At 62.3% G+C, this 20,967-nt stretch carries 26 protein-coding genes; 1 reads left to right on the plus strand and 25 read right to left on the minus strand.

The genetic code is table 11. The annotated features are described in order from the left end of the window. The first annotated feature begins 72 nt into the window (after window positions 1–72). Window positions 73–939 (plus strand): MBL fold metallo-hydrolase, encoded by an 867-nt coding sequence (locus C5750_RS20140; RefSeq protein ID WP_245421175.1) that lies wholly within the window; start codon window positions 73–75, stop codon window positions 937–939. A gap of 10 nt (window positions 940–949) precedes the next feature. On the opposite strand, the gene C5750_RS20145 is transcribed toward C5750_RS20140, so the two are convergent. The 25 genes from C5750_RS20145 to C5750_RS20260 all read right to left on the minus strand — a co-directional run bounded on the left by C5750_RS20145 (window position 950) and on the right by C5750_RS20260 (window position 20,661). Beyond that, entirely contained in the window at window positions 950–1,429 is a 480-nt protein-coding gene (locus tag C5750_RS20145) for a cytochrome c-type biogenesis protein (RefSeq protein WP_105736052.1), read from the minus strand. Further along, window positions 1,426–3,420 carry a heme lyase CcmF/NrfE family subunit gene (locus C5750_RS20150; RefSeq protein ID WP_105736054.1) on the minus strand — a complete coding sequence of 665 codons (1,995 nt, stop codon included), beginning with the start codon at window positions 3,418–3,420 and terminating at the stop codon, window positions 1,426–1,428. Before C5750_RS20150 ends, C5750_RS20145 begins: the two co-directional genes overlap by 4 nt. Beyond that, complete coding sequence (gene ccmE, locus C5750_RS20155) at window positions 3,417–3,863, minus strand: cytochrome c maturation protein CcmE (RefSeq protein WP_105736056.1); 447 nt, start codon at window positions 3,861–3,863, stop codon at window positions 3,417–3,419. Before ccmE ends, C5750_RS20150 begins: the two co-directional genes overlap by 4 nt. After that, a complete protein-coding gene (gene ccmI / locus C5750_RS20160) occupies window positions 3,863–5,041 on the minus strand; it encodes a c-type cytochrome biogenesis protein CcmI (protein ID WP_105736058.1) in 1,179 nt (392 codons plus the stop codon). Before ccmI ends, ccmE begins: the two co-directional genes overlap by 1 nt. 98 nt (window positions 5,042–5,139) lie before the next feature. Next, complete coding sequence (locus C5750_RS20165) at window positions 5,140–5,577, minus strand: hypothetical protein (protein ID WP_105736170.1); 438 nt, start codon at window positions 5,575–5,577, stop codon at window positions 5,140–5,142. An 88-nt stretch (window positions 5,578–5,665) separates the two neighbouring features. Further along, window positions 5,666–7,009: an ATP-binding protein gene (locus C5750_RS20170; protein WP_165403445.1), complete on the minus strand. Its 1,344-nt coding sequence runs from the start codon at window positions 7,007–7,009 to the stop codon at window positions 5,666–5,668. Window positions 7,010–7,088: 79 nt separating this feature from the next. Further along, window positions 7,089–7,760: a response regulator transcription factor gene (locus C5750_RS20175; RefSeq protein ID WP_105736062.1), complete on the minus strand. Its 672-nt coding sequence runs from the start codon at window positions 7,758–7,760 to the stop codon at window positions 7,089–7,091. 49 nt (window positions 7,761–7,809) lie between these two features. After that, complete coding sequence (locus tag C5750_RS20180; protein WP_105736064.1) at window positions 7,810–8,109, minus strand: hypothetical protein; 300 nt, start codon at window positions 8,107–8,109, stop codon at window positions 7,810–7,812. A 99-nt stretch (window positions 8,110–8,208) separates the two neighbouring features. Next, the gene (locus tag C5750_RS20185; RefSeq protein ID WP_105736066.1) at window positions 8,209–8,427 is read right to left on the minus strand and encodes a hypothetical protein; all 219 of its coding nucleotides are present in this window, start codon (window positions 8,425–8,427) and stop codon (window positions 8,209–8,211) included. 28 nt (window positions 8,428–8,455) lie between these two features. Beyond that, entirely contained in the window at window positions 8,456–12,280 is a 3,825-nt protein-coding gene (locus C5750_RS20190) for a baseplate multidomain protein megatron (RefSeq protein WP_105736068.1), read from the minus strand. A gap of 12 nt (window positions 12,281–12,292) precedes the next feature. Next, window positions 12,293–12,724, minus strand: a complete 432-nt coding sequence (locus tag C5750_RS20195) for an NlpC/P60 family protein (RefSeq protein WP_105736070.1) — start codon at window positions 12,722–12,724, stop codon at window positions 12,293–12,295. Then, on the minus strand, window positions 12,721–13,599 hold the full coding sequence (locus tag C5750_RS20200; RefSeq protein WP_105736072.1) for a DUF2163 domain-containing protein: 879 nt from the start codon (window positions 13,597–13,599) through the stop codon (window positions 12,721–12,723). Before C5750_RS20200 ends, C5750_RS20195 begins: the two co-directional genes overlap by 4 nt. Continuing rightward, window positions 13,596–14,225: a DUF2460 domain-containing protein gene (locus C5750_RS20205; protein ID WP_105736074.1), complete on the minus strand. Its 630-nt coding sequence runs from the start codon at window positions 14,223–14,225 to the stop codon at window positions 13,596–13,598. The genes C5750_RS20200 and C5750_RS20205 overlap by 4 nt, the downstream gene beginning before the upstream one ends. 11 nt (window positions 14,226–14,236) lie before the next feature. Next, window positions 14,237–14,767: a phage tail tape measure protein gene (locus tag C5750_RS20210; RefSeq protein ID WP_105736076.1), complete on the minus strand. Its 531-nt coding sequence runs from the start codon at window positions 14,765–14,767 to the stop codon at window positions 14,237–14,239. Then, window positions 14,764–14,991 (minus strand): rcc01693 family protein, encoded by a 228-nt coding sequence (locus tag C5750_RS20215; RefSeq protein ID WP_105736078.1) that lies wholly within the window; start codon window positions 14,989–14,991, stop codon window positions 14,764–14,766. Before C5750_RS20215 ends, C5750_RS20210 begins: the two co-directional genes overlap by 4 nt. Beyond that, window positions 14,988–15,326: a gene transfer agent family protein gene (locus tag C5750_RS20220; RefSeq protein WP_105736172.1), complete on the minus strand. Its 339-nt coding sequence runs from the start codon at window positions 15,324–15,326 to the stop codon at window positions 14,988–14,990. Before C5750_RS20220 ends, C5750_RS20215 begins: the two co-directional genes overlap by 4 nt. Beyond that, a complete protein-coding gene (locus tag C5750_RS20225) occupies window positions 15,326–15,739 on the minus strand; it encodes a phage major tail protein, TP901-1 family (RefSeq protein WP_105736080.1) in 414 nt (137 codons plus the stop codon). The genes C5750_RS20220 and C5750_RS20225 overlap by 1 nt, the downstream gene beginning before the upstream one ends. A gap of 56 nt (window positions 15,740–15,795) precedes the next feature. Beyond that, window positions 15,796–16,200 carry a DUF3168 domain-containing protein gene (locus C5750_RS20230; protein WP_105736082.1) on the minus strand — a complete coding sequence of 135 codons (405 nt, stop codon included), beginning with the start codon at window positions 16,198–16,200 and terminating at the stop codon, window positions 15,796–15,798. Continuing rightward, entirely contained in the window at window positions 16,197–16,343 is a 147-nt protein-coding gene (locus C5750_RS26640) for a hypothetical protein (RefSeq protein ID WP_158531340.1), read from the minus strand. The genes C5750_RS20230 and C5750_RS26640 overlap by 4 nt, the downstream gene beginning before the upstream one ends. Further along, complete coding sequence (locus C5750_RS20235; RefSeq protein ID WP_105736084.1) at window positions 16,340–16,675, minus strand: phage head closure protein; 336 nt, start codon at window positions 16,673–16,675, stop codon at window positions 16,340–16,342. The genes C5750_RS26640 and C5750_RS20235 overlap by 4 nt, the downstream gene beginning before the upstream one ends. Further along, window positions 16,675–17,235, minus strand: coding sequence for a head-tail connector protein (locus C5750_RS20240; RefSeq protein ID WP_105736086.1), 561 nt, complete (start codon window positions 17,233–17,235; stop codon window positions 16,675–16,677). Before C5750_RS20240 ends, C5750_RS20235 begins: the two co-directional genes overlap by 1 nt. Window positions 17,236–17,296: 61 nt before the next feature. Further along, the gene (locus C5750_RS20245) at window positions 17,297–18,547 is read right to left on the minus strand and encodes a phage major capsid protein (RefSeq protein WP_105736088.1); all 1,251 of its coding nucleotides are present in this window, start codon (window positions 18,545–18,547) and stop codon (window positions 17,297–17,299) included. Window positions 18,548–18,582: 35 nt separating this feature from the next. Continuing rightward, window positions 18,583–19,122: an HK97 family phage prohead protease gene (locus tag C5750_RS20250; protein ID WP_105736090.1), complete on the minus strand. Its 540-nt coding sequence runs from the start codon at window positions 19,120–19,122 to the stop codon at window positions 18,583–18,585. Continuing rightward, on the minus strand, window positions 19,109–19,480 hold the full coding sequence (locus C5750_RS20255; protein WP_105736092.1) for a DUF6107 family protein: 372 nt from the start codon (window positions 19,478–19,480) through the stop codon (window positions 19,109–19,111). Before C5750_RS20255 ends, C5750_RS20250 begins: the two co-directional genes overlap by 14 nt. A 2-nt stretch (window positions 19,481–19,482) precedes the next feature. Continuing rightward, on the minus strand, window positions 19,483–20,661 hold the full coding sequence (locus tag C5750_RS20260; protein WP_105736094.1) for a phage portal protein: 1,179 nt from the start codon (window positions 20,659–20,661) through the stop codon (window positions 19,483–19,485). Window positions 20,662–20,967 lie beyond the last annotated feature (306 nt).

The raw sequence follows: 20,967 nt of genomic DNA on the forward strand, positions 1-20,967 counted from the left end.
TTTCTGGCGCTGCGATTCGTCAGTCACTGGAGGATAGTCCATATGCCATCAATGCCGCCGCTCGGATCTACAATGCGTACGCACCAGCCCTATCCGGGCGTTTATGCATTTTACGATGGCAGGATAGAGGGCGCGCGCGCCTATTCCGCCGATCCAAACTGGCTGGATGACGGGGCCTATACACTCGGCCTGTGTTCCTACGCCATCGTTTCCGGCGAGGAAGCTCTCGTTTATGACACCAGTATTTCAAACCAGCATGCGGCATTGATCCGCAACGCGCTGCAGGAGGCGGGCGTGCGCCATATCCGCGTGGTGCTCAGCCACTGGCATGTGGACCATGTGGCTGGCAATGCCGTTTTCGCCGATTGCGAGATCATCGCCAATGATCTGACGGCCAAGGCGCTCACCGGCAACAGGGAACGGCTGGAGAACGGCACGCCGCCCATCCGGCCGCTGGTCATGCCCAACAGCATTTTTACGGGCGAGCGCGATCTGAATGTTGGCGATATCGCCGTGCAGCTGCGCCACGTGGATATTCACAGCCATGACGGCACGGTGATGATCCTGCCGCATCTGAAGCTGCTGTTTGCCGGCGACACGCTGGAAGAGCCGATCACCTATGTGGCGGAACCGGAGCGGCTGGAAAACCACCTGCTCGATCTGGAACGGATTTCAACCTGGGATATTGAAAAAATCCTACCCAATCACGGCGCCGAGAATGTGATCGTGGCTGGCGGATACGGGCCGGAACTGATTGCCGCCACGGGGCGCTATGTCAGCAAGCTGATGCGCCTGCGCAACGAGCCGGAACTGGCTGGCGATGACCTGCAGGCGTTTACGGCCGACGATTTCCGCTCGGGCGTGCTCACCTATTATGCGCCCTATGAGCCGGTCCACCGGCAGAATGTGGAATCGGTCATCGGCGCACATCGCAAATAGTGGTTGCGGATCAATCGTTGGAAGCAGCCAGAAGTTTCTTGAGCTGCTTCTTTTCGCTGTCGGACAGCGGCGCCGTTTCCTGAGGGGAACGGCGGCGGCGGCGAATCGAAACCACGATGGCGATGGCACCGGCAATCAGCGCCGCAACGGGAAATCCCCACAGCAGGATTGTGCTCAGCATCAGGCGCGGCTTCAGGAGGACGAACTCACCGTAGCGGGCGACGATAAAATCGAGCACCTGCTCGTCCGTATCCCCCGCTGTCAGCCGTTCACGTACCAGCACGCGCAAATCCCTGGCGAGATCCGCGTTGGAGTCATCGATCGACTGGTTCTGGCACACCATGCAGCGCAGCTCGGTGGAAAGCGTGCGCGCCCGTGTCTCCAGTGCCGGGTTGGCCAGCATCTCGTCGGGCGAGACGGCGCGTGCGCCGGTCGCCGCAAAGGTCAGGGCCGTCAGCAACAGCAAAACCGCGGCGAGCGCGCGTCTCATGCCACGGCTCCCCGCGCCCGCTGCGGCCTGGCGGCTTTTGCCTTGCCGGGTGCGCCGACCCGCAGGCGCCGGTCAGCCAGGGACATGGCACCGCCCGCCATCATCACCAGCGCGCCGAGCCAGATCAGCGTGACATAGGGCTTCCACCAGACCCGCACCACCATGCCGCCATCCGGCGTCGCGTCACCCAGCGAGACATAGAGCTGGCTGAAAACGAATGTCTTGATGCCCGCCTCAGTGGTCTGCATCTTGCGCACGGGGTAGAAGCGCTTGGATGACATCATCGTGTCCACCTCCCGCGCTGCGCTGTCGAGGATGGTGAACTTGCCCTGATCCTCGGTGAAATTCGAATCCTTGACCGGATCGATGCGGTCAAAGCGCAGGGTATAATCGGCCACACGCATGGTCTGGCCCGGCTTCATCACCGTCACGTCTTCCGTGGCAAAGGTCGAAACGGCAACGATACCCAGAAGCGTAACGCCAAGGCCGAAATGGGCAAAGGCTGTGCCGAACACCGATTTCGGCAGGCCGGCCAGCCGCCGCAGCATGACGCTGACGGGCGCCTTGCCGACGCCCGCTTTCAGGGAAAGATCGGTCAGTGCGCCCAGCATCAGCCAGAACGCCAGGCCGATGCCGAACGCCGAAAACACTGCCGTGCCCGAGGTCTTGTAGAGCACCACGGCCACCACCAGCAGGGCGAGAAAGAACGCCATCATCAGCCGCTGGGCGACGCCAAGGATATCGCCGCGCTTCCATGCCAGCAGCGGCCCGAACGGCACGGCGGCGAGCAGCGGGATCATCAGCGGGCCAAAGGTCATGTTGAAAAACGGCGGCCCGACGGAAATCTTTTCGCCGGTCAATGTTTCCAGGAGCAGCGGGTAGAGCGTGCCGATCAGCACGGTGGCCGCAGCGGTCGTCAGGAAGAGGTTGTTGAACACCAGCGCCCCTTCGCGCGAGACCGGCTGGAACAGCCCGCCCGGCGCGAGCGTCTGGGCGCGGCGCGCAAACAGTGCCAGCGATCCGCCGATGAAAAGCACGAGAATGGCAAGAATGAACAGGCCGCGGCCCGGATCGGTGGCGAAGGTATGCACCGAGGTCAGGACGCCCGAACGGACGAGGAAAGTGCCGAGCAGCGACAGGGAGAAGGTGAGGATTGCCAGCAGCACCGTCCAGATTTTCAGGGCCGAGCGCTTTTCCATCACCAGGGCCGAATGCAGCAGCGCCGTGCCTGCCAGCCATGGCATGAACGAGGCATTTTCAACCGGATCCCAGAACCACCAGCCGCCCCAGCCAAGCTCGTAATAGGCCCAGTAGGAGCCCATGGCGATGCCGCCGGTCAGGAACATCCAGGCCGTCAGCGTCCATGGCCGCACCCAGCGCGCCCAGGCGGCGTCGATACGCCCGTCGATGAGCGCCGCCACGGCAAAGGAGAAGCAGACGGAAAAGCCGACATAGCCGAGGTAAAGCAGCGGCGGATGGATGGCGAGGCCGATGTCCTGCAGGATCGGATTGAGATCCTGCCCTTCGATGGGCGCTGGACTGGTGCGCGTGAACGGATTGGACGTGGCAACGATGAACAGCAGGAAGGCCGAGCCGATCCAGGCCTGCACGCCCAGGACATTGGCTTTGAGCGAGGGCGGCAGATTGTTGCCGAAAAAGGCAACCAGTGCGCTGAAGAATGTCAGGATGAGCACCCACAGCAGCATGGAGCCCTCATGATTGCCCCAGACGCCGGTGATCTTGTACAGCATCGGCTTTTGCGAATGCGAATTCTCCCAGACGTTCTGCAGGGAGAAATCCGACACAATGTAAGCAGATGTCAGCGCGGCAAAGGCAAGCGCGATCAGGGCAAAGACGGTGAAGGCGGCGGGAACGGCAACGGCCATCATGCGGTCGTCATTGCGCCGTGCGCCCCACACCGGAACCACTGCTTGCACGATGGACAGGGCGAGCGCCAGAACCAGTGCGAAATGTCCGAGTTCAACGGTCATGGCTGCTTGTTCTCCCCCTGCCAGACGCCCTTGGCCTTCAGACTGTCGGCAACTTCCTTGGGCATATAGTTTTCATCATGCTTGGCAAGCACGCTGTCCGCCTGAAACGCACCGCCCGGCGCAAACCTGCCTTCGATCACCACACCCTGATCCTCGCGAAAGAGATCGGGAAGGATGCCGTCATAGGTCACCGGCACGCTCTTGATGTGATCGGTGACAGCAAAGGTGATCCGTGTGCCGGTGCCACGCACCACACTGCCCTTTTCGACCAGGCCACCCAGCCGGAACCGCGATTCCGATTGCAGGTCCGCCGCGGCGATGTCCGACGGCATGCGGAAAAACGCAATCCGCTGCTGCAGCGCGAACAGCACCAGCCCGGCCGCGCAGGCCAGCACCACCAGAGCACCGCCGATCACCGAAAGCCGTTTCTGCTTGCGCGTCATTATTTCTTCTCCCGCGGCGTGTCGCCGGGCTGTTCCACCAGACCCAGATCATCGGCGACTGCGTCGAGACGCGCAACCTTATCGGCGCTCAACACTTTGCGAGCATTTGCCAGCGCTTCCAGCGCATCATTGGGGCGGTTGAGCACCACATAGGACCGGACCAGCTTTTCCCAGCCCTCGACATCGTCGGGTGATTGCTTGAGTTTTTCGGCAAGGCTGGAGACCATGCCCTCGATCATGGCCGCGCGGTCCTGCACATTCATCCCAGCCGCCGCCTCGACCTGCGAGGCATCGGGACCTGTCGCCCTGTCGATGTCGCTGACATCGGGCGCGTCGCCGGCGATTTCCTTGTCGAGGCGTGTCAACGCCGCCTGCGCCTCGTCGCGCCACGGCACGTCGCTCGGCGCATCGACCAGCAGCTTGCGGATCAGGTCGCGCGATTCAACCAGCTTGCCCTGCTGCATCCAGCCATTGATGATGAAGAATTGCGGGCGCATATCGCCGGGATTGAGCGTGAGCGCCCGGTTGAAACTGGCTTCCGCCTCGGGCGTCATCGTGCCGCCTGCAGCCGCGCTCAACGCTTCGCCCAGACCCATCTGGCGCGGACCGCTGTCACCGTTCAGGCGGATGGCATTGCGGTATGCGGTCACCGCATCGGCGGGACGTCCAGTGCGCAGGTAAATCGGCGCCAGCACTTCCCATCCCTGCCCGTCATCGGGATTGAGGGTGAGATGCGCTTCGGCGCGGGCAATCAATTCGGCGGGTGTCGCCTGATCCGCCGGACGGGACAGGCGCTCGGCCAGCGGCTGCGCCGGCAGATCGGGCGAGCCGGTCTTAGCATAAATGCTCCAGGACAGCAGCGGAATGGCCAGCACGGTCGCCAGTGTCAGCCATTCGCGGGTGGCGCTCTTCTGCGGGCGATAGACCGTTTTATCGGCTTCGGCAGCGGCAGCCGACTTCAGCAGACGCCGGCTGATTTCAGCGCGCGCCTGTTCGCTGCTGGCGGCATCGATAATGCCGCGCTTCTCGTCAGCCTCCAGTTCCCGCAATTGATCACGGTAAACCTCGACATCATATGTGTTGTCCGACACGCTTGTTTTGACGCGGCGTGTCAGCGGCAAGAGCACCACGAGCGTTGCGATAACGGTCAACAGTGCGGCAGAAATCCAGAAAACCATGCGTTGAGACATAGTCTGCAAGCGCCGTAAAATCCAAATGGATTTCACGGCTAGGGCAATTCGCCGCAAAGCGGGCAAATGACCAGGCTATGGAAGCGTCAGATCAGCGGCGTCCAGCTGCCGTCTTCATTGCGGCAGGCGGTCCCGCGGGTCGTCTGCGGCGTTCCGTCGATGCGGATGGTGTGGGTATACTGGCGGCAGTTCTGCGAGCCGACCTGATAGGGCTGCGCCGCCACCACTTCGCCGCTGCGGCTGCCCGAACTGTTCTTCCAGTCGACAGCCTTGCCGGCCGGTGAATATTCCAGTGCCTGATATTCGGCCTGCAGCGCGCTCTTGCGGTCCGCCGGATCGAGCGAAGCCGCCAGGCGGCTTCCGAGCAGGCCATTGCCGAGCGGCGCAAGCACGCCCGAGCTTGCCGGCTGGGACGATTTGCCGGTCAGGCGGGCAAAAGTGCCTCCGCCCTTGGCGCCCGACGTGGTCGAGCATGCGGAAAGAAGAAGAACGGCAATAAGGGAAAGAGCAATCTGGGATTTCATCATGGGTCCGTTTTTACGGGGCCTCGCAACAAAGGCAATAGCTGGCAATTACTTATGACCCGATTGGGCGTGCGGTTGCAAGCGCCATTCAATCCCCGGCCACCGGAAGCGTGATCCGCGCGCGCAAACCGCCAAGGTCCTCGCTGCGTTCCAGGCGCAGCGTTCCGCCATATTCGCGCACGGTGTCATGCACGATGGACAGGCCGAGGCCGGTTCCCGGCTTGCTCTCGTCCAGGCGTTTCCCGCGTGTCAGCGCATCCTTGATCTGGCCGGGCGCGAGACCCGGACCGTCATCCTCGACGCTGATATCAAATGCATTGTCCATGGTTTCCGGACCCGCTGCCGACACGGTAAGCCGGATGGCGCTGCGTCCCCACTTCCCGGCATTTTCCAGAAGATTGCCGACGATTTCCTCAAGATCTTCCTGCTCGCCCGCAAACACGGCGTCGGGCATCCTGTTGTCGAAACGCATGTCCATGCCTGGATTGAGCTTGGCGGTGACGCGCACGAGCCGCGCCAGGATCGGCGTGACGGATGCGCGAAAGACGACGCTGTCGCGCTGCGCCGCCACCCGGGCCCGCTGCAGATAGTGCTGGATCTGCACCTGCATGGCCGCGCTTTGTTCGGCAACGATCTTGCCTTTTGCGCCGCCGATTGTCCGGCTTTCATTGGCGAGAACCGACAGGGGCGTTTTGAGGGAATGGGCGAGATTGCCCACCTGCGTGCGCGAGCGCTCCATGATGCGGCGGTTGTTTTCGATCAGCGCATTCATTTCGCGCGCCAGCGGCGCAATCTCGATGGGCAGATCCTCGTCGAGCCGCGAAACCTTGCCCTCGCGAATATCGGCGAGCGAACGGCGCACGCGGTCGAGCGGGCGCAGGCCGAACAGGATGACCGCCGCATTGATCAGCGTTCCGGCAATGCCGAAAACACCGAGGTAAAAATAGAGCGTATTGCGGAAATCGGCGATTTCGCCTTCCAGTTCGCTGAGATTGCCCATCACGCGAAAGCGGGCGACGCGGTTTTCCGCATCCAGCACGACTTCCGTCTCGACGATGGAGAGTTGTTCGCCCTTCAGGCCGGGCTCCGTATACGAACGCTGGAACGAGGTATCGAAGGGAACCATCAGGGTTGACGGGGAATCGATGCTCTTCCCGCCCAGCGAGATCGACCGCAATGAGCCCTTGAGATTGTCCGCGACCGGATCGACGGACCAGTACCAGCCGGAAAACGGGCTGGAGTAGCGCACTTCGCCGGGGTCCGGCCGTCCAACCAGCGTGCCGTCATTCACGCTGACGGAAGCGATGACGCTGAACAGATGCGCCGACAGCAGCTGCTGGAAGCTGTGCTGGCGCGCTTCGCCATAGAGTGCCGAAATGATGGTCGCGATGGCAACGAAGGATACAATGGTCCACAGCGTCGAGAAGAGGATGACGCGCAGGGAGAGTGACCGGACATTGGGGAGATAGCGGGTCAGCCGTAAGATCACGCGTTTGCCCTGCTCCTGCCCGTCAGGCCTTGTTGTCCTGGGATTTGATGCGATACCCCATGCCGCGGATGGTTTCGATCAGATCGATACCCATTTTCTTGCGCAGCCGCCCGACAAACACCTCGATCGTGTTCGAATCACGGTCGAAATCCTGATCGTAGAGGTGCTCCACCAGCTCGGTGCGCGAAACCACTTCATCCATGTGGTGCATGAGGTAGGACAACAGGCGGAACTCGTGCGAGGTCAACTTCAGGGTTGTGCCGTTGACCGCCGCCTTCGACGTCTTGGTGTCAAGGCGCAGCGGACCGCAGGTGATTTCTGACGATGCATGACCCGCCGCACGGCGAATCAGCGCGCGCAGGCGCGCCAGCACTTCCTCGATGTGAAACGGCTTGGCGACGTAGTCATCGGCCCCGGCATCGATACCGGCCACCTTGTCGCTCCAGCGGTCGCGTGCCGTCAGCAGCAGCACCGGCATGATGCGCCCGTCGCGCCGCCACTTCTCCAGCACTGTCAGCCCGTCCATCTGCGGCAGGCCGATATCGAGGATCACCGCGTCGTAGGGTTCCGTATCGCCGAGAAAATGCCCCTCTTCGCCATCGAAAGCGTGATCCACCACATAGCCGGCTTCGGTCGTTGCCTCGACCAGCTGGCGATTCAGATCACGATCATCTTCAACGATGAGTATTCTCATGCGCAATTTTCCCCGGACAGGCGGAACAACAGATCAAACGGCATCCGGTTCAGTTTGCTGGAACCGCAACCTCGACGCGGCGCGGACGTTCACCGTCCTTGCCGGGAATGAGCACCACGACCACGCAAACTTCGCGGCCGTTCTGCGTCTGCGAGGTGGCGCGCGCCAGGGTGCCTCCCTGGGACTGAGCTACCTGCTGGCCGACCTGCGAACAGTCGGCAGCAGCCAGCTGAAGCAACGCACTGTTCTGCGACGCATCAGGTGCAATCGGAACCGCCCCGGCATGAAGCACGCCGGATGCTGAAATCAGGGCCGCTAGGGGCAAGGAGAAAAGTGTGTGTTTCATCATGGCGCTATTATTATCAATCGCAGTCTGAACGATGCATGAACAGTTGGACGTGGCGTAAGCCTTCGATAACAGGTTTGCCACAGGTCACGTCTTTTAACACTATATTTCTTTACGTGAAATGAGCGCGGTTGCACTCAACCGGCCAAAAAGCGCGGCAATGCCGCTGAGCGCCGTCAGAAACTGCATGATCGTATCGGCAAGCTTTGCCTCGACATCATGATCGAGCGACACGTTGAAGAAGCTGGAGCATGACAGGATGATCGTTGCCACTGCTGCCCATATGGTCTTGGACTGGTACCATTGTTTTTCATTGGTCATAATCAATTCCTTATGAAACAGTTTGATTTTAAAGGGATTTTGTCTGCGTATCGAAAATGGCGCGGGCAAATCTGCCCGTACCGGCAGCACTGGAAATCATGGCGACGCTGAAATTGACCGCGCTTGCAAGACTGCCGAAATCCGCCAGGCGCAGTGCCGCCGGATAAAGCCATTGCGGCCGTGCAACCTCGGCCGACCGGATCAATTTGCCGCTGTTGCGTATCTCGACCCGATAGGCCTCCCGCTCCTCGCCAAGCGGAATTTCGGTGGCCAGCCAGCTGTCCGCGTCAATGCGCCCGCGCCGAATCCAGGTGATATGCAGGTCGCCGCGGTCATCTGCCCTGCAGCTGAGGTGGACGGGTTCGAGCGGCTCAAGCGCCCGGATGCCTCCGGCGATTGTTACCGTGCTGAAATAGCGGTCGGAGAAATCCTGTCCCGCAGCGCCGATGCGCCAGCGCAAGACCAACCCCGTTTCCCGTGCTTTCAATCCCGCCGGCATTACCGCACCGTCGAGAAGGATGAACGGCGTATCCTTTTCCCGCGGCTGCAGCGCTTCGCGTTCGGTTCCGCATTGCCCGCGCAACAGCCCGGACAAACGCCACCGGTCGGCAGCGATCTCCTCGGCATGGTGGAATTGCAGGATTTCCCATTGGCCGTCGGGAGAGGCCAGAAGGGCCGAATTCGCCCCGTTGAAGAGCTGCGGCAATGTGGTGGATCGCAGCGCGCCGAAGTGGAGATCGATTTCAAGACCGGTATTGTTCAGCAAGCGGCCGCTGGCGCCGCCAGGGCATGCTTTGGCCAGCCTGCCCATCACCGCCCGCTCCGGCAATACGGCGCGGGCCGCAAAGCCGGTGTCTTCCGGCGAGACATGGACGGATGCACCCGCCCATGGCCTGGCAAAGGCGGCAACCCGCAATTGATCAAGCGGATTTTCAGCACCCGGCCACATCGGCAGATCGCACAGATGAAAACGCGGACGGCCGAACACCGCCGCCGTTGCCGCCATTGCGGACGCGGGTAATCCCGCCCGGTCCGCGTGCGGCACATGCCGGGGCAGGCCTTTTGCCTCGACACGGCGGGTTGCGCCGTCCTCAATTGACGTGACGATGTAATCCTTGACTGGCGCGGAGCCGTCCAGCCGGATACGGCTGCCCACCGTCAATGCAGCATGCTTCCACGGCAATTCGAACGATATGGTCCGCCGGGCGGCGCGGCGTGCCTGCAGCCAGTCCTCCGCCAGGCCTTTGACCTGCCCCGCCTCAAGCATGGCGGCAACGGCGAGATTTTCGGTTCCCTTGCCGTCCGGCCGGCTGGCGGATGCCATCGCCACCTGATAGTCGAGCATGGCGTCGCGATAGGCGATTTCGACCCTAGCAGGCTGCTCCATGATTTCATGCAGTTTCTGCTGCACCGGCCCCCTGTCGTCAGGCTCGACGAATTCATCGATCAGGGTGGTTTGCGCAGGCATACGCGCCGCGCTTTGAAACACCAGCGTCGCACCGTCTTCGAAAGCGTTGATGCCGAACACCTCGAGCAGCGGCTCAAGGACCGACCGGGCATGGGCAGGCTCTTCAACAATCAAACCACTGACAAAGCCATCTGCCGCGCTCGCATCCACCCCGTCAACACCGAAATCGGCGAGAACAGCGCCAATCAGCTCATCGAGTGCAACCCCGGAAAGCCTGCCGTTGAGCCAATGTCCCGACGTCCAATTGTCGCCATCGGACCAGAGCTTGCGGCTGAGGGGAAATTCCGGAAACGGCCTCGTATCCCAGGCCCAGACGTAAACGCGGCTTGTATTCAGCATGCTGCCGCCATGGCTGCGCCAATGGTCTAGATGGGCGCGTAGAAAACGGTTCTGCGCGAGGTCGCTGCGGCCATGACCAGAAAAATACGGAAACGCCCCCTCGGAGGATTTGGCATCGGGAAAGACATTGGGCTGATTGGGGCCCTTGTCGACAGCCGGACAACCCAATTCCGTCAGCCAGACTGGCTTACCCATCGGCTGCCACGCCGTGGCTTGGGCGCTCTCGACGCCGCCCTTGCGATTGTAATGCGGGTTTTTCCACCAGGCCTCGATGTCCTTGTAGCGGTAGACCCATGGCTTGCCCGATCCGTCGGTGACCGGCGTGCGCCGCCGTGCGGTTCGATCCGCATCCGACACATAATACCAGTCAAAGCCCTCGCCGCTGGCAATCTGCCCTTGCAGAGCTTTGAGATCATAGGGGCCGGAAAAACCATTGGCGCTCGGGGCGCTGTAGTCCTCGTCGCGCCAGTCGCTGAGCGGCATGTAATTGTCGACCCCGACCGCGCCGATGGCCGGATGCGCCCACAGCGGATCAAGATGGAAGAAAACGTCGTTCGATCCGTCCTGCGGGTGATGACCGAAATATTCGGTCCAGTCCGCGCCGTAGGTCAAAATACAGCCACTGCCGAGCACGGCTCGGACATCGTCCGCCAGCGCGCAAAGGCCGGAGACAAAGGGAAAACTGTCACCCGTTCCCCTGATGCTGGTCAGACCGCACAGTTCCGAGCCGAGCAGAAAGGCATCCACACCGCCGGCGCAGACGGCAAGATGCGCCAGATGCAGGATAAAGCGCCGATACCCCCAGTCATCGGCCTTGCCACGGTAGATCACCGATCCGTCATCGGTTCCGAACGAGCGGATCTCGGCCGCCCCCAGGAAAGCGGCGACCTCTGCGGCCGCCGCATCCGTGCCATTGCTGCTGCCCGGCCGATAGGGCGCCGGATGGCAGCTGATACGGCCGCGCCACGGATAGGCCGCCTGCGTGATACCGCCATGGGGATCGGGCAAAGTATTACCGGCAGCGATATCGAGCATCAGGAATGGATAGAGCGTTACCTTCAGGCCCCGCGCCTTCGCTGCGCGGATCGCCTCGATGACGCTGCGGTCCGACGGCGTGCCGCCATAGGCGGCGCAATCGCCGCTGCGCGACATCAGATGTGCCCCGTCGCGATCGACATTGCCTGCCCGCCACGCCTCGCTTTCGTCATAGCCCTCGCGGTCCATCACGCCCGGCCGGATGCGGCAATGGCCAGCGCGCAGATCCGTGCCGAACCACGGCACGACAATGGCAACATTTTCCAGACTGGGACAAAGCGCCTGCAATTCGTCGAGCGAAGCCTGCCAGTCGGTTGCGCCGCGCAGGCAATTGCGGTTCAGGCCGCGCGTTTCGCCGGGTGCGGGCTCGCAGGTGACCGGGGTGGGCGACAGACCGAATTCGGTGGCCCCGGGAATGAGCGCGACCGCCTTGAGATCGCGGGCAAGCGCGGCGACGGCGCGTACCACCTCGAACTGGAATTGCGGTATGCGATTGCCATATACCTCAAGCGGAAACCGCTCGAACACCACATAGGCGGTGTTGCGATAGGCCGGCGCGTTGCCGGTTCCCTGTTTCGCCTCGATCAGCGGATCGGGCAATTGCGACGCACTGCCCTTGTGAACGCGCAGCGTAACCGCATTCTGGTCCACTTCCCTGCCGTCAGCCCAGATCCGCCTGACAAGGCTGATTTCACCCTCCGCCAGCGCAATGGCAAAATTGCCAGCATAGGAATAGTCCGTCACCTTCGGCCCGCCCTTGGCACCACTCCGGTGCGTGGACTTCACTTCCTCGAAGCGGGTCGCCCAGATGAGGGTGCCGGTCAGCCGCACCGCGCCATAGACTTTCGGCAGCGCGGCACCCTCCTCGGCGGTCATCGGCTTCATTGAAGCCAGGCGCGGCCCCTCGATATGCTTTGTCCCGGAGAAGGCCCGGTCGATCAGATAGGCGCCCAGCGAACTCACGGCGCTGCCGATATAGGCGCCGACCCCTTGAAGAATAAGCGTGGCCATGCCGGGTGATTCCTATCTGCGAGCGGGAAAGGCGAAGACCGCCGCGATGCGTTTTCGCCATTGCGGCACCAGCGCCGATTCCATGACCCGGTGCCCCTCATAGGCGTGAATGAAGCGTTCCTCGCCCGTCACAATGCCGAGATGCTTGGCTGCCATGCCGTCCCGCCAGCGGAAGAGGATGAGATCGCCGGTGACCACATCCTGCACGGGCTTCTCGGCCATGTGACGCCTCGCTGCCTGCACAAGCGGATCGCCGCGCCCTGCTTCCGCCCAGTCGGCGGAATAGACGGGAATCGCTTCCGGTTCGCATCCGTACAAGGTGCGCCAGATGCCGCGCACCAGCCCAAGACAATCACAGCCGACCTGGAGCGTGGAGCCGCCGTGCCGGTATGGCGTACCAATCCAGCGGCGCGCTTCGGCGACAACGTCGGTTGCGATGGTCATGGCACCAGCACGCCGCCGTCGAAATTGCCCGATCCGTCGGCATAATTGTAGGCGGCGTCATTGCCCGGCAGATGCGGAAATCCGCGAAAATTGGCCGCATTGCTGAATTTCGTCTTGCAGGTGCCAAAGCTCTTGTCACAGCCCGGCTGCAGCGAAAACATATCGCCTTTCCGCATGTCCGGCATCGGCGAATCGCGCAGATCGAGCCGGATATCGTTCCCCGCTGTCTCCTGCCCGGTCACCACATTGGTGCGGCCGGCATTGCCGCCGGAATCCCAGGTGAGCACGCCATTGCGGAACCAGTTCGCAGCGGCCGCATGCAGGCCGCTGGCCAGAAAGGCGCGGTCCGATATCACGCCTGCAACGCTGCCGTTCTCTTTGCCGCCGCTATAGCCGCAGCGTGCATCACCGATCTCCGCATCGCAAAGCCGCGTGATCCGCCGCCCCTTCACCCTGTCGAGATCGACGGCGCTGCTTTTCAGTTCCGCCACGAAACGGCCGCCGCTGCGGGTAACCGTGCCGATCCTTGCCCGCCGTAGGAGGACACGCTGCTCGGGGGCCGCCCAATTGACGAGGAATGTTTCGACATGGGCATTGTCGAACGCACCGCATTCCACATCGCTCTCGATAATGCGGTGCGACGACAGCGCGCCCTCGACCTCAGCGCCGTCGACGGCCAGTCCCAGTGCGCTTGTCGCCTCGCTGGCCATCAGGCCCGTCTGCGGTTCGCAAGCCACGCGCTCAATATTCAATATCCGGTCATGGTCGGTGAAACCCAGGACAACCTCGTCAGCCCGGCGTATAATCCAGCAAAAACAATGGGTTGTCACATCGCCTGCAAGATGTGATTCAAGCTCGGGCATAAGATGGCTCATGTCTTCACCTCAATGATCGGAATAGTGGGTATTTCGCCCGCCTTGAACGATTTGATGCTGACGGTCAGCCTGTCCGCATTGAAGCGGGCGGGAACGTCGAAGGCGAAACCGGCAGTCACATCCGTCCCCGAAGGAGGTACGCGGTCTGGTTTGAACGTGACTTGGCCCGTCAGCACATCGACCGTGAAATCGGCCGGCTCCTGCTTTTCCAAGCCGGCCACCGCAATACGCACGGTGCCCGGCACCGGCTTGGTGATGGTGCGCCGATAGTCGCCATAGCGTTTCTGCAGCTGGAAAGCCGCCTGTTTCCCGTCACCCGAACCCAGATGCTGATCCGTCGCCGTAATCGGTTTTCCAGCCGCACACGACTGATGATCGAAAGGATCGCGGAAACGGAATGCATACAGCGAACCGCGCCGGGCTTCGAAGAAGCCAAGAACCGTTTCCAGATCGGCCAGCGATCGCACACCGGTTCCCGCATCATAGTGATGACGCGACGAAGCCCAGCGCGCATTGCGCTGTTCGTGCCCCGAGGTCAGCGCTACAATTTCGTTCTTCCATTCCGGTCCGCCCGTTGCGCCAAAGGATATGCCGAGCGGAAACCGGGCATCATGGAAAGCCTCCATCGCATTGTTTCCTATAGGGTGCGCGTGCCGCGGCGCACTGCGCGCGCCAGCATGCCGGTCAATTGGGCTTCCGATTTGCGGAAGGAGGCGGCGTCGGGCGTATTCACATGCAGGACCACCTGCACCGGCGCACCGCCGCCCTGGGCGGCAACACCCAGCCTGCCGTCGGCGCCGCGCGCGAGCGGCATGATGGCCTCCGCACCCGCCTCGCCCATCAGTCCCAGCGAACCGCCCGCGCCAAAATAGGTGGGGCTGGAAACCACGCCGCCCTTCGCATGGGGTTTTGCCGCACCCAGCAGGCCTGAAAACATTGACGCGCTCCAATCCTCGAGCGATTTCATGCCTGTCGTCAGCGCCATCCTGGCCATGTCCCGCCCCAATTGCCGCAGCACATCGCCGAGGTCGTTGCCGCTCATCACGGCACTTTTCAATGACCCGGTCAGGGCGCGGCCGAATTGCTCGGACTGGCCCTTCAGGTCGGACAAGGCCTTCTCGAAGCCGGATGTATCGGCATCGATCTCCACCGTCATTTTATCGTTCATGGCTGTTCCTCGCCCAAAGCCGGCTCATCGGGAAACGTCTGTATCAACTGTTCGAACCGCGGACGGGAGAGGCCTGCGTGTCCCGTCGGCTCGGCAAAGGCCGCGCAGATTTCCCGTGGCGTCATTGCCCAGAAGTCGTGTGTGGAAAGCCGCAGCAGGCCAAAACCTGCGCCCATCAGGGCCGCCCACGGAAAGGCCGGGCCGGAATCTGCTGCGGCATTCAAGGGTTTGCGCTGGATTGCTCCGTCTTTGATTCACCGAAGGTTGCCGCCAGCAGTTCACTGACGATGCGGGCAAAACCCGTTGCCCCGCCCTCCGCCCGCATCTGCGCCGCCTCCTCCGCCGTTATGCTGTTGCCGCCACCCCTCAGCCCGGCCGCAATGATCTTTGCTGCGTCACGGGCCGAAAGCGTACCGCCGGAAAAGCGCTGCAACAGCGCGCCCATGTCGGCCGCCATGAAGGCGTGTTCCAATTCGGCCAATGCGCCCAACGTCAGGCACAATGTCCATTCGCGCCCGTCCAGGACGGCGCTGATCTCACCGCGATGCCGGTTTGCCATCATGCCGCCTCGGTAAAGCGGATGAGGCCGGCGGATTCCAGCGCGATGTCAAAGGTCACCTCGCCATCATGCTTGCCGCCATATTCGAGCGCGGTGATCTGGAAAGACCCGTGCAGCGAGCCGAAATCCGGCAGGATGATCTGCCATGTCAGGATATCGCCGGCAAAAAATGCCCGCCGGATCAGCGCGTCCGACTGCGCATCCTTGAACAGGCCCGAGCCGCTGATCGACGCGCGCTGTACGCCGCTGCCGCCCAAAAGTTCGCGCCAGCGCCCGGCCGCATCGGCGTCGGTCACATCGATGGTTTCCGTGTTGAAGGCGATGCGGTTGGACCGCAGCCCGGCACAGGTAACGAACCTGCCGCCTGCCTCCTGCAGCTTGAGCAGGATATCCTTGCCTCTCTGGGCGCCCATTGTTTGAAGTCCTCCATGCAAAACGGACACCCGGCGGATGTCCTGCCGTGTGCGGCCTAGATATCTTCCGTCACCGCGCGGTACCGCATGATACCGGCGAAGCTGTCGCGGCTGTCGGCCAGCGCCGTCTGCGTGTATTCGAGGCGGAGGCTGACGAGTGTGTGCCCTTCCAGGGCCAGCGGCGCTGACAGCAGGAGCCGCTCGATCCGGTCCACAATGTCGAAGACGGTTTTCCGGCTGGCCCGATGTGTCCAGACATGCAACGTCAGCAAATGTTCGCCGCCGCGTTCGGTCGATGTGCTCCAGTCATAGGTGCTGGCCGTTCCGAAGGTGACGTAGGGAAACTCAGCCTGCTGCGGCACATGATCGAAAACCCGCCGGTTCACCCATTCATTGAGCCCCGCATCCGCCTTGAGGGCCTGCAACAGTGCCTTTTGCAGTTGAAGCCCGGCACTGGTCATCGCACAGGCTTTCGTTTGTCCGGCGCATCCTGTTCGTGTCCAGCCGGTCTTGACGCGTCTGCCCCCGCTTCGCGCAGTTCGATCGCGCACCAGCGCAGCGTCCGGATCAGATCCTCAACCGTTATTTGCAGGCTCAGTTTCATAGCCCCTCCTCCCGTGCCCGGCAGACGAGATATCGTCCGGTTTCATCGGGATCGTGAATTGTCACCAGCCGGAAAATGCGGGTTCCCTTGCGCAGGCGCATGCCGCTTTTCAGATCATCCCGCCCCCGCAGCGTGATGCGATGTGTGGTTTCGGCCAGGCCCTGGCCGCCATAAAACACCGTACCGGCGCCCGCCGGCTCGATATGCGCCCAGACCGTCGCTATTTCCTGCCATTGTTCGACGCTGCCGTTCACCACGTCATCGGCAAGAACCGCCCGTTCCAGCTGCAGTTCATGCGCCAGTTTGCCGGGATCAATGAACAGGGTCGGCATCAGAGCGAGACCCTTCGCCAGAGATTGACGACCCGCTCGAATGCAGGCGTGAGAGAGGCGGGATGATCGGCCGGGCCAAAGGTCGCGCGAAACTCATACCAGTGGGCAACCAGGGTCATCAGCGCGTGTTTGAGCGCATCCGGCACGTCCACCCCCATTTCGCCGAACCCGGCAATGACATCGACCTCCAGTCCGCCCAGCCCATGGGCTGGGGATTGCAGATGCAGCCGTGCCGGACGGGTTGCGGTCTCCAGATGCATCTCCGCTGCCGGAAGAATGACCGGCACCCCGTCAGGCTCGTAGGCCGTGACGCAAGCGACGGATTGCACGGGATAGCGATCGATTCTTATCAGGCCGTCGCTTGGCCAGCGGTCGATATAAAACCGCAACCGCTGTTTGATCAGCACCAGTCCGGTCAGGGCCTCCAGTGTTTCGCGGGCCGCCTTCAGCAGCCCGCAGAGCAGCGCATCGTCGCCGGTTCCGCTCAACCGCAGGAACTGGCGCAGATCCGCCAGCGCCACCGGCTCCACAGCCGGCGGCGTTACAACAGTGATGGTCATGGGAATTCCTGGATTGGTTGAGAGAGGTGCCGGGCTGTATGCCGATGCTTATGTCAGCGCGTCATACGGCGAATTTCAGCAGCTTGATCGCATCGAAATCCTGCACGCCGCCGCCCACGCGCTTGGTCGTGTAAAACAGCACGTAGGGTTTGGCGGAATAGGGATCGCGCAGGACCCGCACGCCGGTGCGATCCACCACCAGATAGCCGCGGGCGAAATCGCCGAAGGCAATGGCAGCGCCGCTGGTTGTCATCGGTGGCATCGCTTCCGCCTCGGTCAGCCGGAAGCCCAGCAGAGAGGCCTGCTGGCCGGGTGCTGCGGGCGGTGTCCACAGATAGTTGCCGTCATTGTCCTTGAGCTTGCGCACGGCAGCCTGCGTCTTGCGGTTCATCACCCAGCTGGCATTCTGCCGGTATCCGGCCTTCAGCGTGTAAACCGTATCAAACAGGATATCCGAGGCGTTCGAGGCTGCAAAGCCGCCGGTAATCCCGGTCGAAACGCTGCCCAGCTTGCCCCAGCTCCAGATCGCATCGGCGACACTGTCATAGGTCAGGAAACCCTTGGGCTGGCTGGTGCCATTGCCGTTGATGAAGGCCTGCCCCTCCTGTTCGGCGAAAGCGGTCTCGACCTCGGAGGATATCCATTGTTCCACGTCAACCGCCGCATCGTCCAGCAGCGACGAGGATGCGGCCGGCATGGCGTAAAGCTCCATGGTGGGAAATTGCAGCTCCGCCAGCTTGGAGGCTTCCGTCTGCGGGCGGGCGTCGGTTTCCCCAACCCAGCCCACGGCCGGTCCCTTCACTGCAAACGGTTTTTTCAGCACGGAGCCGGATACCTGCCGTACCGTTGCGAGGGCACGGATGGGCGAGAGCGCCGCCAGCCGCGTGCCGATGTCGCGCTCCAGTTCCGGCGGCACGAGATAGCCGCCATCCGTGGCCGCGCCGATGGACAGGGCCTTGGCTTCGATGCTGCGCACGCCATGCTCGTCCCCGCGCCTGATATAACTGTCGAAGGCGGTCTTGTGCTCCAGCGACAGCAAGGGGCTCGTCCCGGTTTCCAGGGCGGGCCGCGCCTTCTTCAGCAGCATATGGTCGATCATGCGCTTCTGTTCATCCAGCGCGTGATTGATGCGTTCGACCTTTTCATCGGTCAGAACATCGGCGCTGGCACGTTTTTCAATTTGCTTGATCCGGTCGTCATTGTTCTGGCGAAACTCGTCGAAAGCCTGCATGAAGTCATTGAATGCTTCGGCCACATTCTGAGTGCCCGCGCTCTTGGCTTCGGGGGCCGGTGCGGAAAATTGTTCGGTCATTTCAAATCCTTTGTGTGTGAAGTAGAGAGAATGATTCAAGCGCGGAGCCGCTGGGCGGCGGCCCGCAAGGTTGCCGCCAGCGCCGCATGAACGTCCGCCGGCTGCGCCTTGACCTGCCCGACGCGGGCCGAGGGCAGCATTGGAAATGTCACCACCGAAATTTCCCAGAGGTCCGCCTCGAGAATTCGCCGGATGCCCGCACCGTCGGCCTTGGCCCTGACGGTGCGAAAGCCGATGGACAGCCCGTCAATTGCCCCGGCGCGCATCAGTTCCAGCACCTCGCGCCCACGGGTAACGCCGGTGGTCAAACGGCCCTCGACATAGAGCCCCCTCCGGTCCTCGGCGATCCGGGTCCAGACGCCGATGGGTTCGTTGGGATCGTGCTGCCAGAGCATGCGAATGCCCGCGGCGCCACGCTTGCCAATGGACCCGGCAAAGGCGCCGGGAGCGATGACATCCTTGCCAAGGTCGATCTCGCCGAACAGGCTGGCATAGCCGGAAAAACTGCCGTCCAGCTCAACCCGTTCGATGGCCACTCCAGCGAATTTCTTCTCGAACCTCTTATTTCTCAACATTGGCGATATCCCTTTTGCCGGAAGGACTTGAGTGATCCTGCGGAGGTTTTGATTCACCGATACGGGCCGTCAGACGGGCAAAGATGCCAAGCGCGGTCCACGCGGCAAGACTGGCGGCCGCGGCGCCCATCAGCATCAGTTCGCCATCGCCGAGCTGGCCGCGAATGTCGAGTTCGGATGCAATCTTCACACCGGCCAGCCCGCCAAAAGCCAGGCCGCAGACAATGCCAACGATAAAGCGGATGGCTGCCTCGCTCTTGTCCCTCGGCAGCATATAGGCGAGTGAGACAGCGGAACCTGCAATGGCACCGGCTGCCTTTGCCGCCAGAATCCAGGCGGCATCGGACCAGTTTGTCATGATCATTCTCCGGAAAATTTGTGCGGCCTGCGGGCGTATCCCACGGCCTCTCTTTTCTCGTCATCACTGAGGAACGGCGCAGCCGACACGCGCTGCCACAGCGCATCCCGTTCCATCGACAATCCGTCGATGCGATCGAAATCCGGCTCCAGCCGCAGCCCGGCGCCATAAACCGGCCCTAGCCAATTGCCGATGGCCTTGGCGGTGCGGGTGATCAACGGGATCACCGTCAGGCGATAGAAGGCGCGATTGGCTTCGGCATAATTGGCATAGGTGTTGTCGCCGGGGATGCCGAGCAGCATGGGCGGAACACCGAAGGCCAGGGCAATATCGCGGCTGGCGGCATTCTTGGCGGCAATGAAATCCATGTCGCGCGGCGACAGGCCCATGGATTTCCAGTCCAGCCCGCCCTCGAGCAGCAGGGGCCGGCCGGCCTTGGCTGCGCCGGTGTACCCTTCTTCCAGTTCGGTCTTCAGCCGCTCGAACTGGGCCTCGGTCAGCCGCGCCGTGTCGGCAGGCGCATAGACGAGCGCACCGGACGGCCGTGCCGAGTTATCGAGCAGCGCCTTGTTCCAGACGCCGGAGGCATTGTGAATGTCGAGGGCCATCAGGGCTGCTTCGAGCGGTGCAAATCCATAGTGGTCATCCAGCGGATGAAACAGTTTGAGATGCAGCGCCTGCCCGTCATCGAGCGGGATGGTGCGCTTGCTCGCGCCAACACCATAGCAAAGCGCCAGCGGCCATCCATTGTCACCCGTGACCACGCGTATCCGGTCCGGGCGCAGCAGATGCAGTTCGCAGGGACCGCTCCCGCTGCTGACCCTTTCCAGATAGGCGTTGCCGGACAAAAGGAGATGACCGTAGAGCGTTTCGAACAGGCCGGCCCCATCGGCGCCGCGATGGGGATGTGACAGAAGGTCAAGCAGCGGATGCTGCGTGTGTTCCGTCCGTCCCTCGTAGAGCAGCCAGGGCGTAGCGGCAGCGGCTTCCGCCAGCAGACGCACGCAGCGGTAGACGATGGGATTGCGCATGAATCCCTGCCGGGACAATCCGGTGTAGCCGCCCTGCGACCAGCGCGCTTCACGATCGAACTGCAGGGCGACAAACCCTTGCGCAGCCTTGGTTTGCAGAGGCGGGTTTTCGTTCGCGGCGCGGCGGCGCCACGGCCAATGAAGTGCCATGGGACATGTTCTCTTTGTTGGGTGAAACGGATCAGATCGCCGGAACAACCGCACGCCGAATAGCGCACTGTCGATTCAACCCTGCATTCGTTGAAGGTTCGGCAAAATCCGGCAATGTGTTGAACCGGAACCAGTTTTGAGAGCGAAGCAGAACGCACCGAGCCAGCCGGTGCACCGGGACGATGGGCCTCCCGGCCTCGGCAAGGGCCTTGCTCTCAAACTTGGAGGTGAACGATGTGGTATCTGCCACTTAGCATCACCTTGGAAATGAAGAGGACCCGGACCAGCTTGCAACTGACGATCCGG

Source organism: Phyllobacterium myrsinacearum (assembly GCF_002980555.1).
GTDB lineage: Bacteria > Pseudomonadota > Alphaproteobacteria > Rhizobiales > Rhizobiaceae > Phyllobacterium > Phyllobacterium myrsinacearum.

Excerpts from the sequence above, each read along its gene's own strand:
- C5750_RS20190 (WP_105736068.1), bottom strand. The coding sequence starts at position 12,280 with ATGGCCACGCTTATTCTTCAAGGGGTCGGCGCCTATATCGGCAGCGCC.
- C5750_RS20220 (WP_105736172.1), bottom strand. The coding sequence starts at position 15,326 with ATGGCAAACCGGCATCGCGGTGAGATCAGCGCCGTCCTGGACGGGCGC.
- C5750_RS20165 (WP_105736170.1), bottom strand. The coding sequence starts at position 5,577 with ATGAAATCCCAGATTGCTCTTTCCCTTATTGCCGTTCTTCTTCTTTCC.
- C5750_RS20230 (WP_105736082.1), bottom strand. The coding sequence starts at position 16,200 with ATGACCAGTGCCGGGCTTCAACTGCAAAAGGCACTGTTGCAGGCCCTC.
- C5750_RS20195 (WP_105736070.1), bottom strand. The coding sequence starts at position 12,724 with ATGACCATCGCAACCGACGTTGTCGCCGAAGCGCGCCGCTGGATTGGT.
- C5750_RS20140 (WP_245421175.1), top strand. The coding sequence starts at position 73 with ATGCGTACGCACCAGCCCTATCCGGGCGTTTATGCATTTTACGATGGC.
- C5750_RS20175 (WP_105736062.1), bottom strand. The coding sequence starts at position 7,760 with ATGAGAATACTCATCGTTGAAGATGATCGTGATCTGAATCGCCAGCTG.
- C5750_RS20185 (WP_105736066.1), bottom strand. The coding sequence starts at position 8,427 with ATGACCAATGAAAAACAATGGTACCAGTCCAAGACCATATGGGCAGCA.
- C5750_RS20250 (WP_105736090.1), bottom strand. The coding sequence starts at position 19,122 with ATGTTGAGAAATAAGAGGTTCGAGAAGAAATTCGCTGGAGTGGCCATC.
- ccmI (WP_105736058.1), bottom strand. The coding sequence starts at position 5,041 with ATGGTTTTCTGGATTTCTGCCGCACTGTTGACCGTTATCGCAACGCTC.
- C5750_RS20180 (WP_105736064.1), bottom strand. The coding sequence starts at position 8,109 with ATGATGAAACACACACTTTTCTCCTTGCCCCTAGCGGCCCTGATTTCA.
- C5750_RS26640 (WP_158531340.1), bottom strand. The coding sequence starts at position 16,343 with ATGAAACTGAGCCTGCAAATAACGGTTGAGGATCTGATCCGGACGCTG.
- C5750_RS20240 (WP_105736086.1), bottom strand. The coding sequence starts at position 17,235 with ATGACCATCACTGTTGTAACGCCGCCGGCTGTGGAGCCGGTGGCGCTG.
- C5750_RS20245 (WP_105736088.1), bottom strand. The coding sequence starts at position 18,547 with ATGACCGAACAATTTTCCGCACCGGCCCCCGAAGCCAAGAGCGCGGGC.
- ccmE (WP_105736056.1), bottom strand. The coding sequence starts at position 3,863 with ATGACGCGCAAGCAGAAACGGCTTTCGGTGATCGGCGGTGCTCTGGTG.
- C5750_RS20255 (WP_105736092.1), bottom strand. The coding sequence starts at position 19,480 with ATGACAAACTGGTCCGATGCCGCCTGGATTCTGGCGGCAAAGGCAGCC.
- C5750_RS20225 (WP_105736080.1), bottom strand. The coding sequence starts at position 15,739 with ATGGGCGCCCAGAGAGGCAAGGATATCCTGCTCAAGCTGCAGGAGGCA.
- C5750_RS20200 (WP_105736072.1), bottom strand. The coding sequence starts at position 13,599 with ATGAGCCATCTTATGCCCGAGCTTGAATCACATCTTGCAGGCGATGTG.
- C5750_RS20145 (WP_105736052.1), bottom strand. The coding sequence starts at position 1,429 with ATGAGACGCGCGCTCGCCGCGGTTTTGCTGTTGCTGACGGCCCTGACC.
- C5750_RS20150 (WP_105736054.1), bottom strand. The coding sequence starts at position 3,420 with ATGACCGTTGAACTCGGACATTTCGCACTGGTTCTGGCGCTCGCCCTG.
- C5750_RS20235 (WP_105736084.1), bottom strand. The coding sequence starts at position 16,675 with ATGCCGACCCTGTTCATTGATCCCGGCAAACTGGCGCATGAACTGCAG.
- C5750_RS20210 (WP_105736076.1), bottom strand. The coding sequence starts at position 14,767 with ATGAACGATAAAATGACGGTGGAGATCGATGCCGATACATCCGGCTTC.
- C5750_RS20205 (WP_105736074.1), bottom strand. The coding sequence starts at position 14,225 with ATGGAGGCTTTCCATGATGCCCGGTTTCCGCTCGGCATATCCTTTGGC.
- C5750_RS20260 (WP_105736094.1), bottom strand. The coding sequence starts at position 20,661 with ATGGCACTTCATTGGCCGTGGCGCCGCCGCGCCGCGAACGAAAACCCG.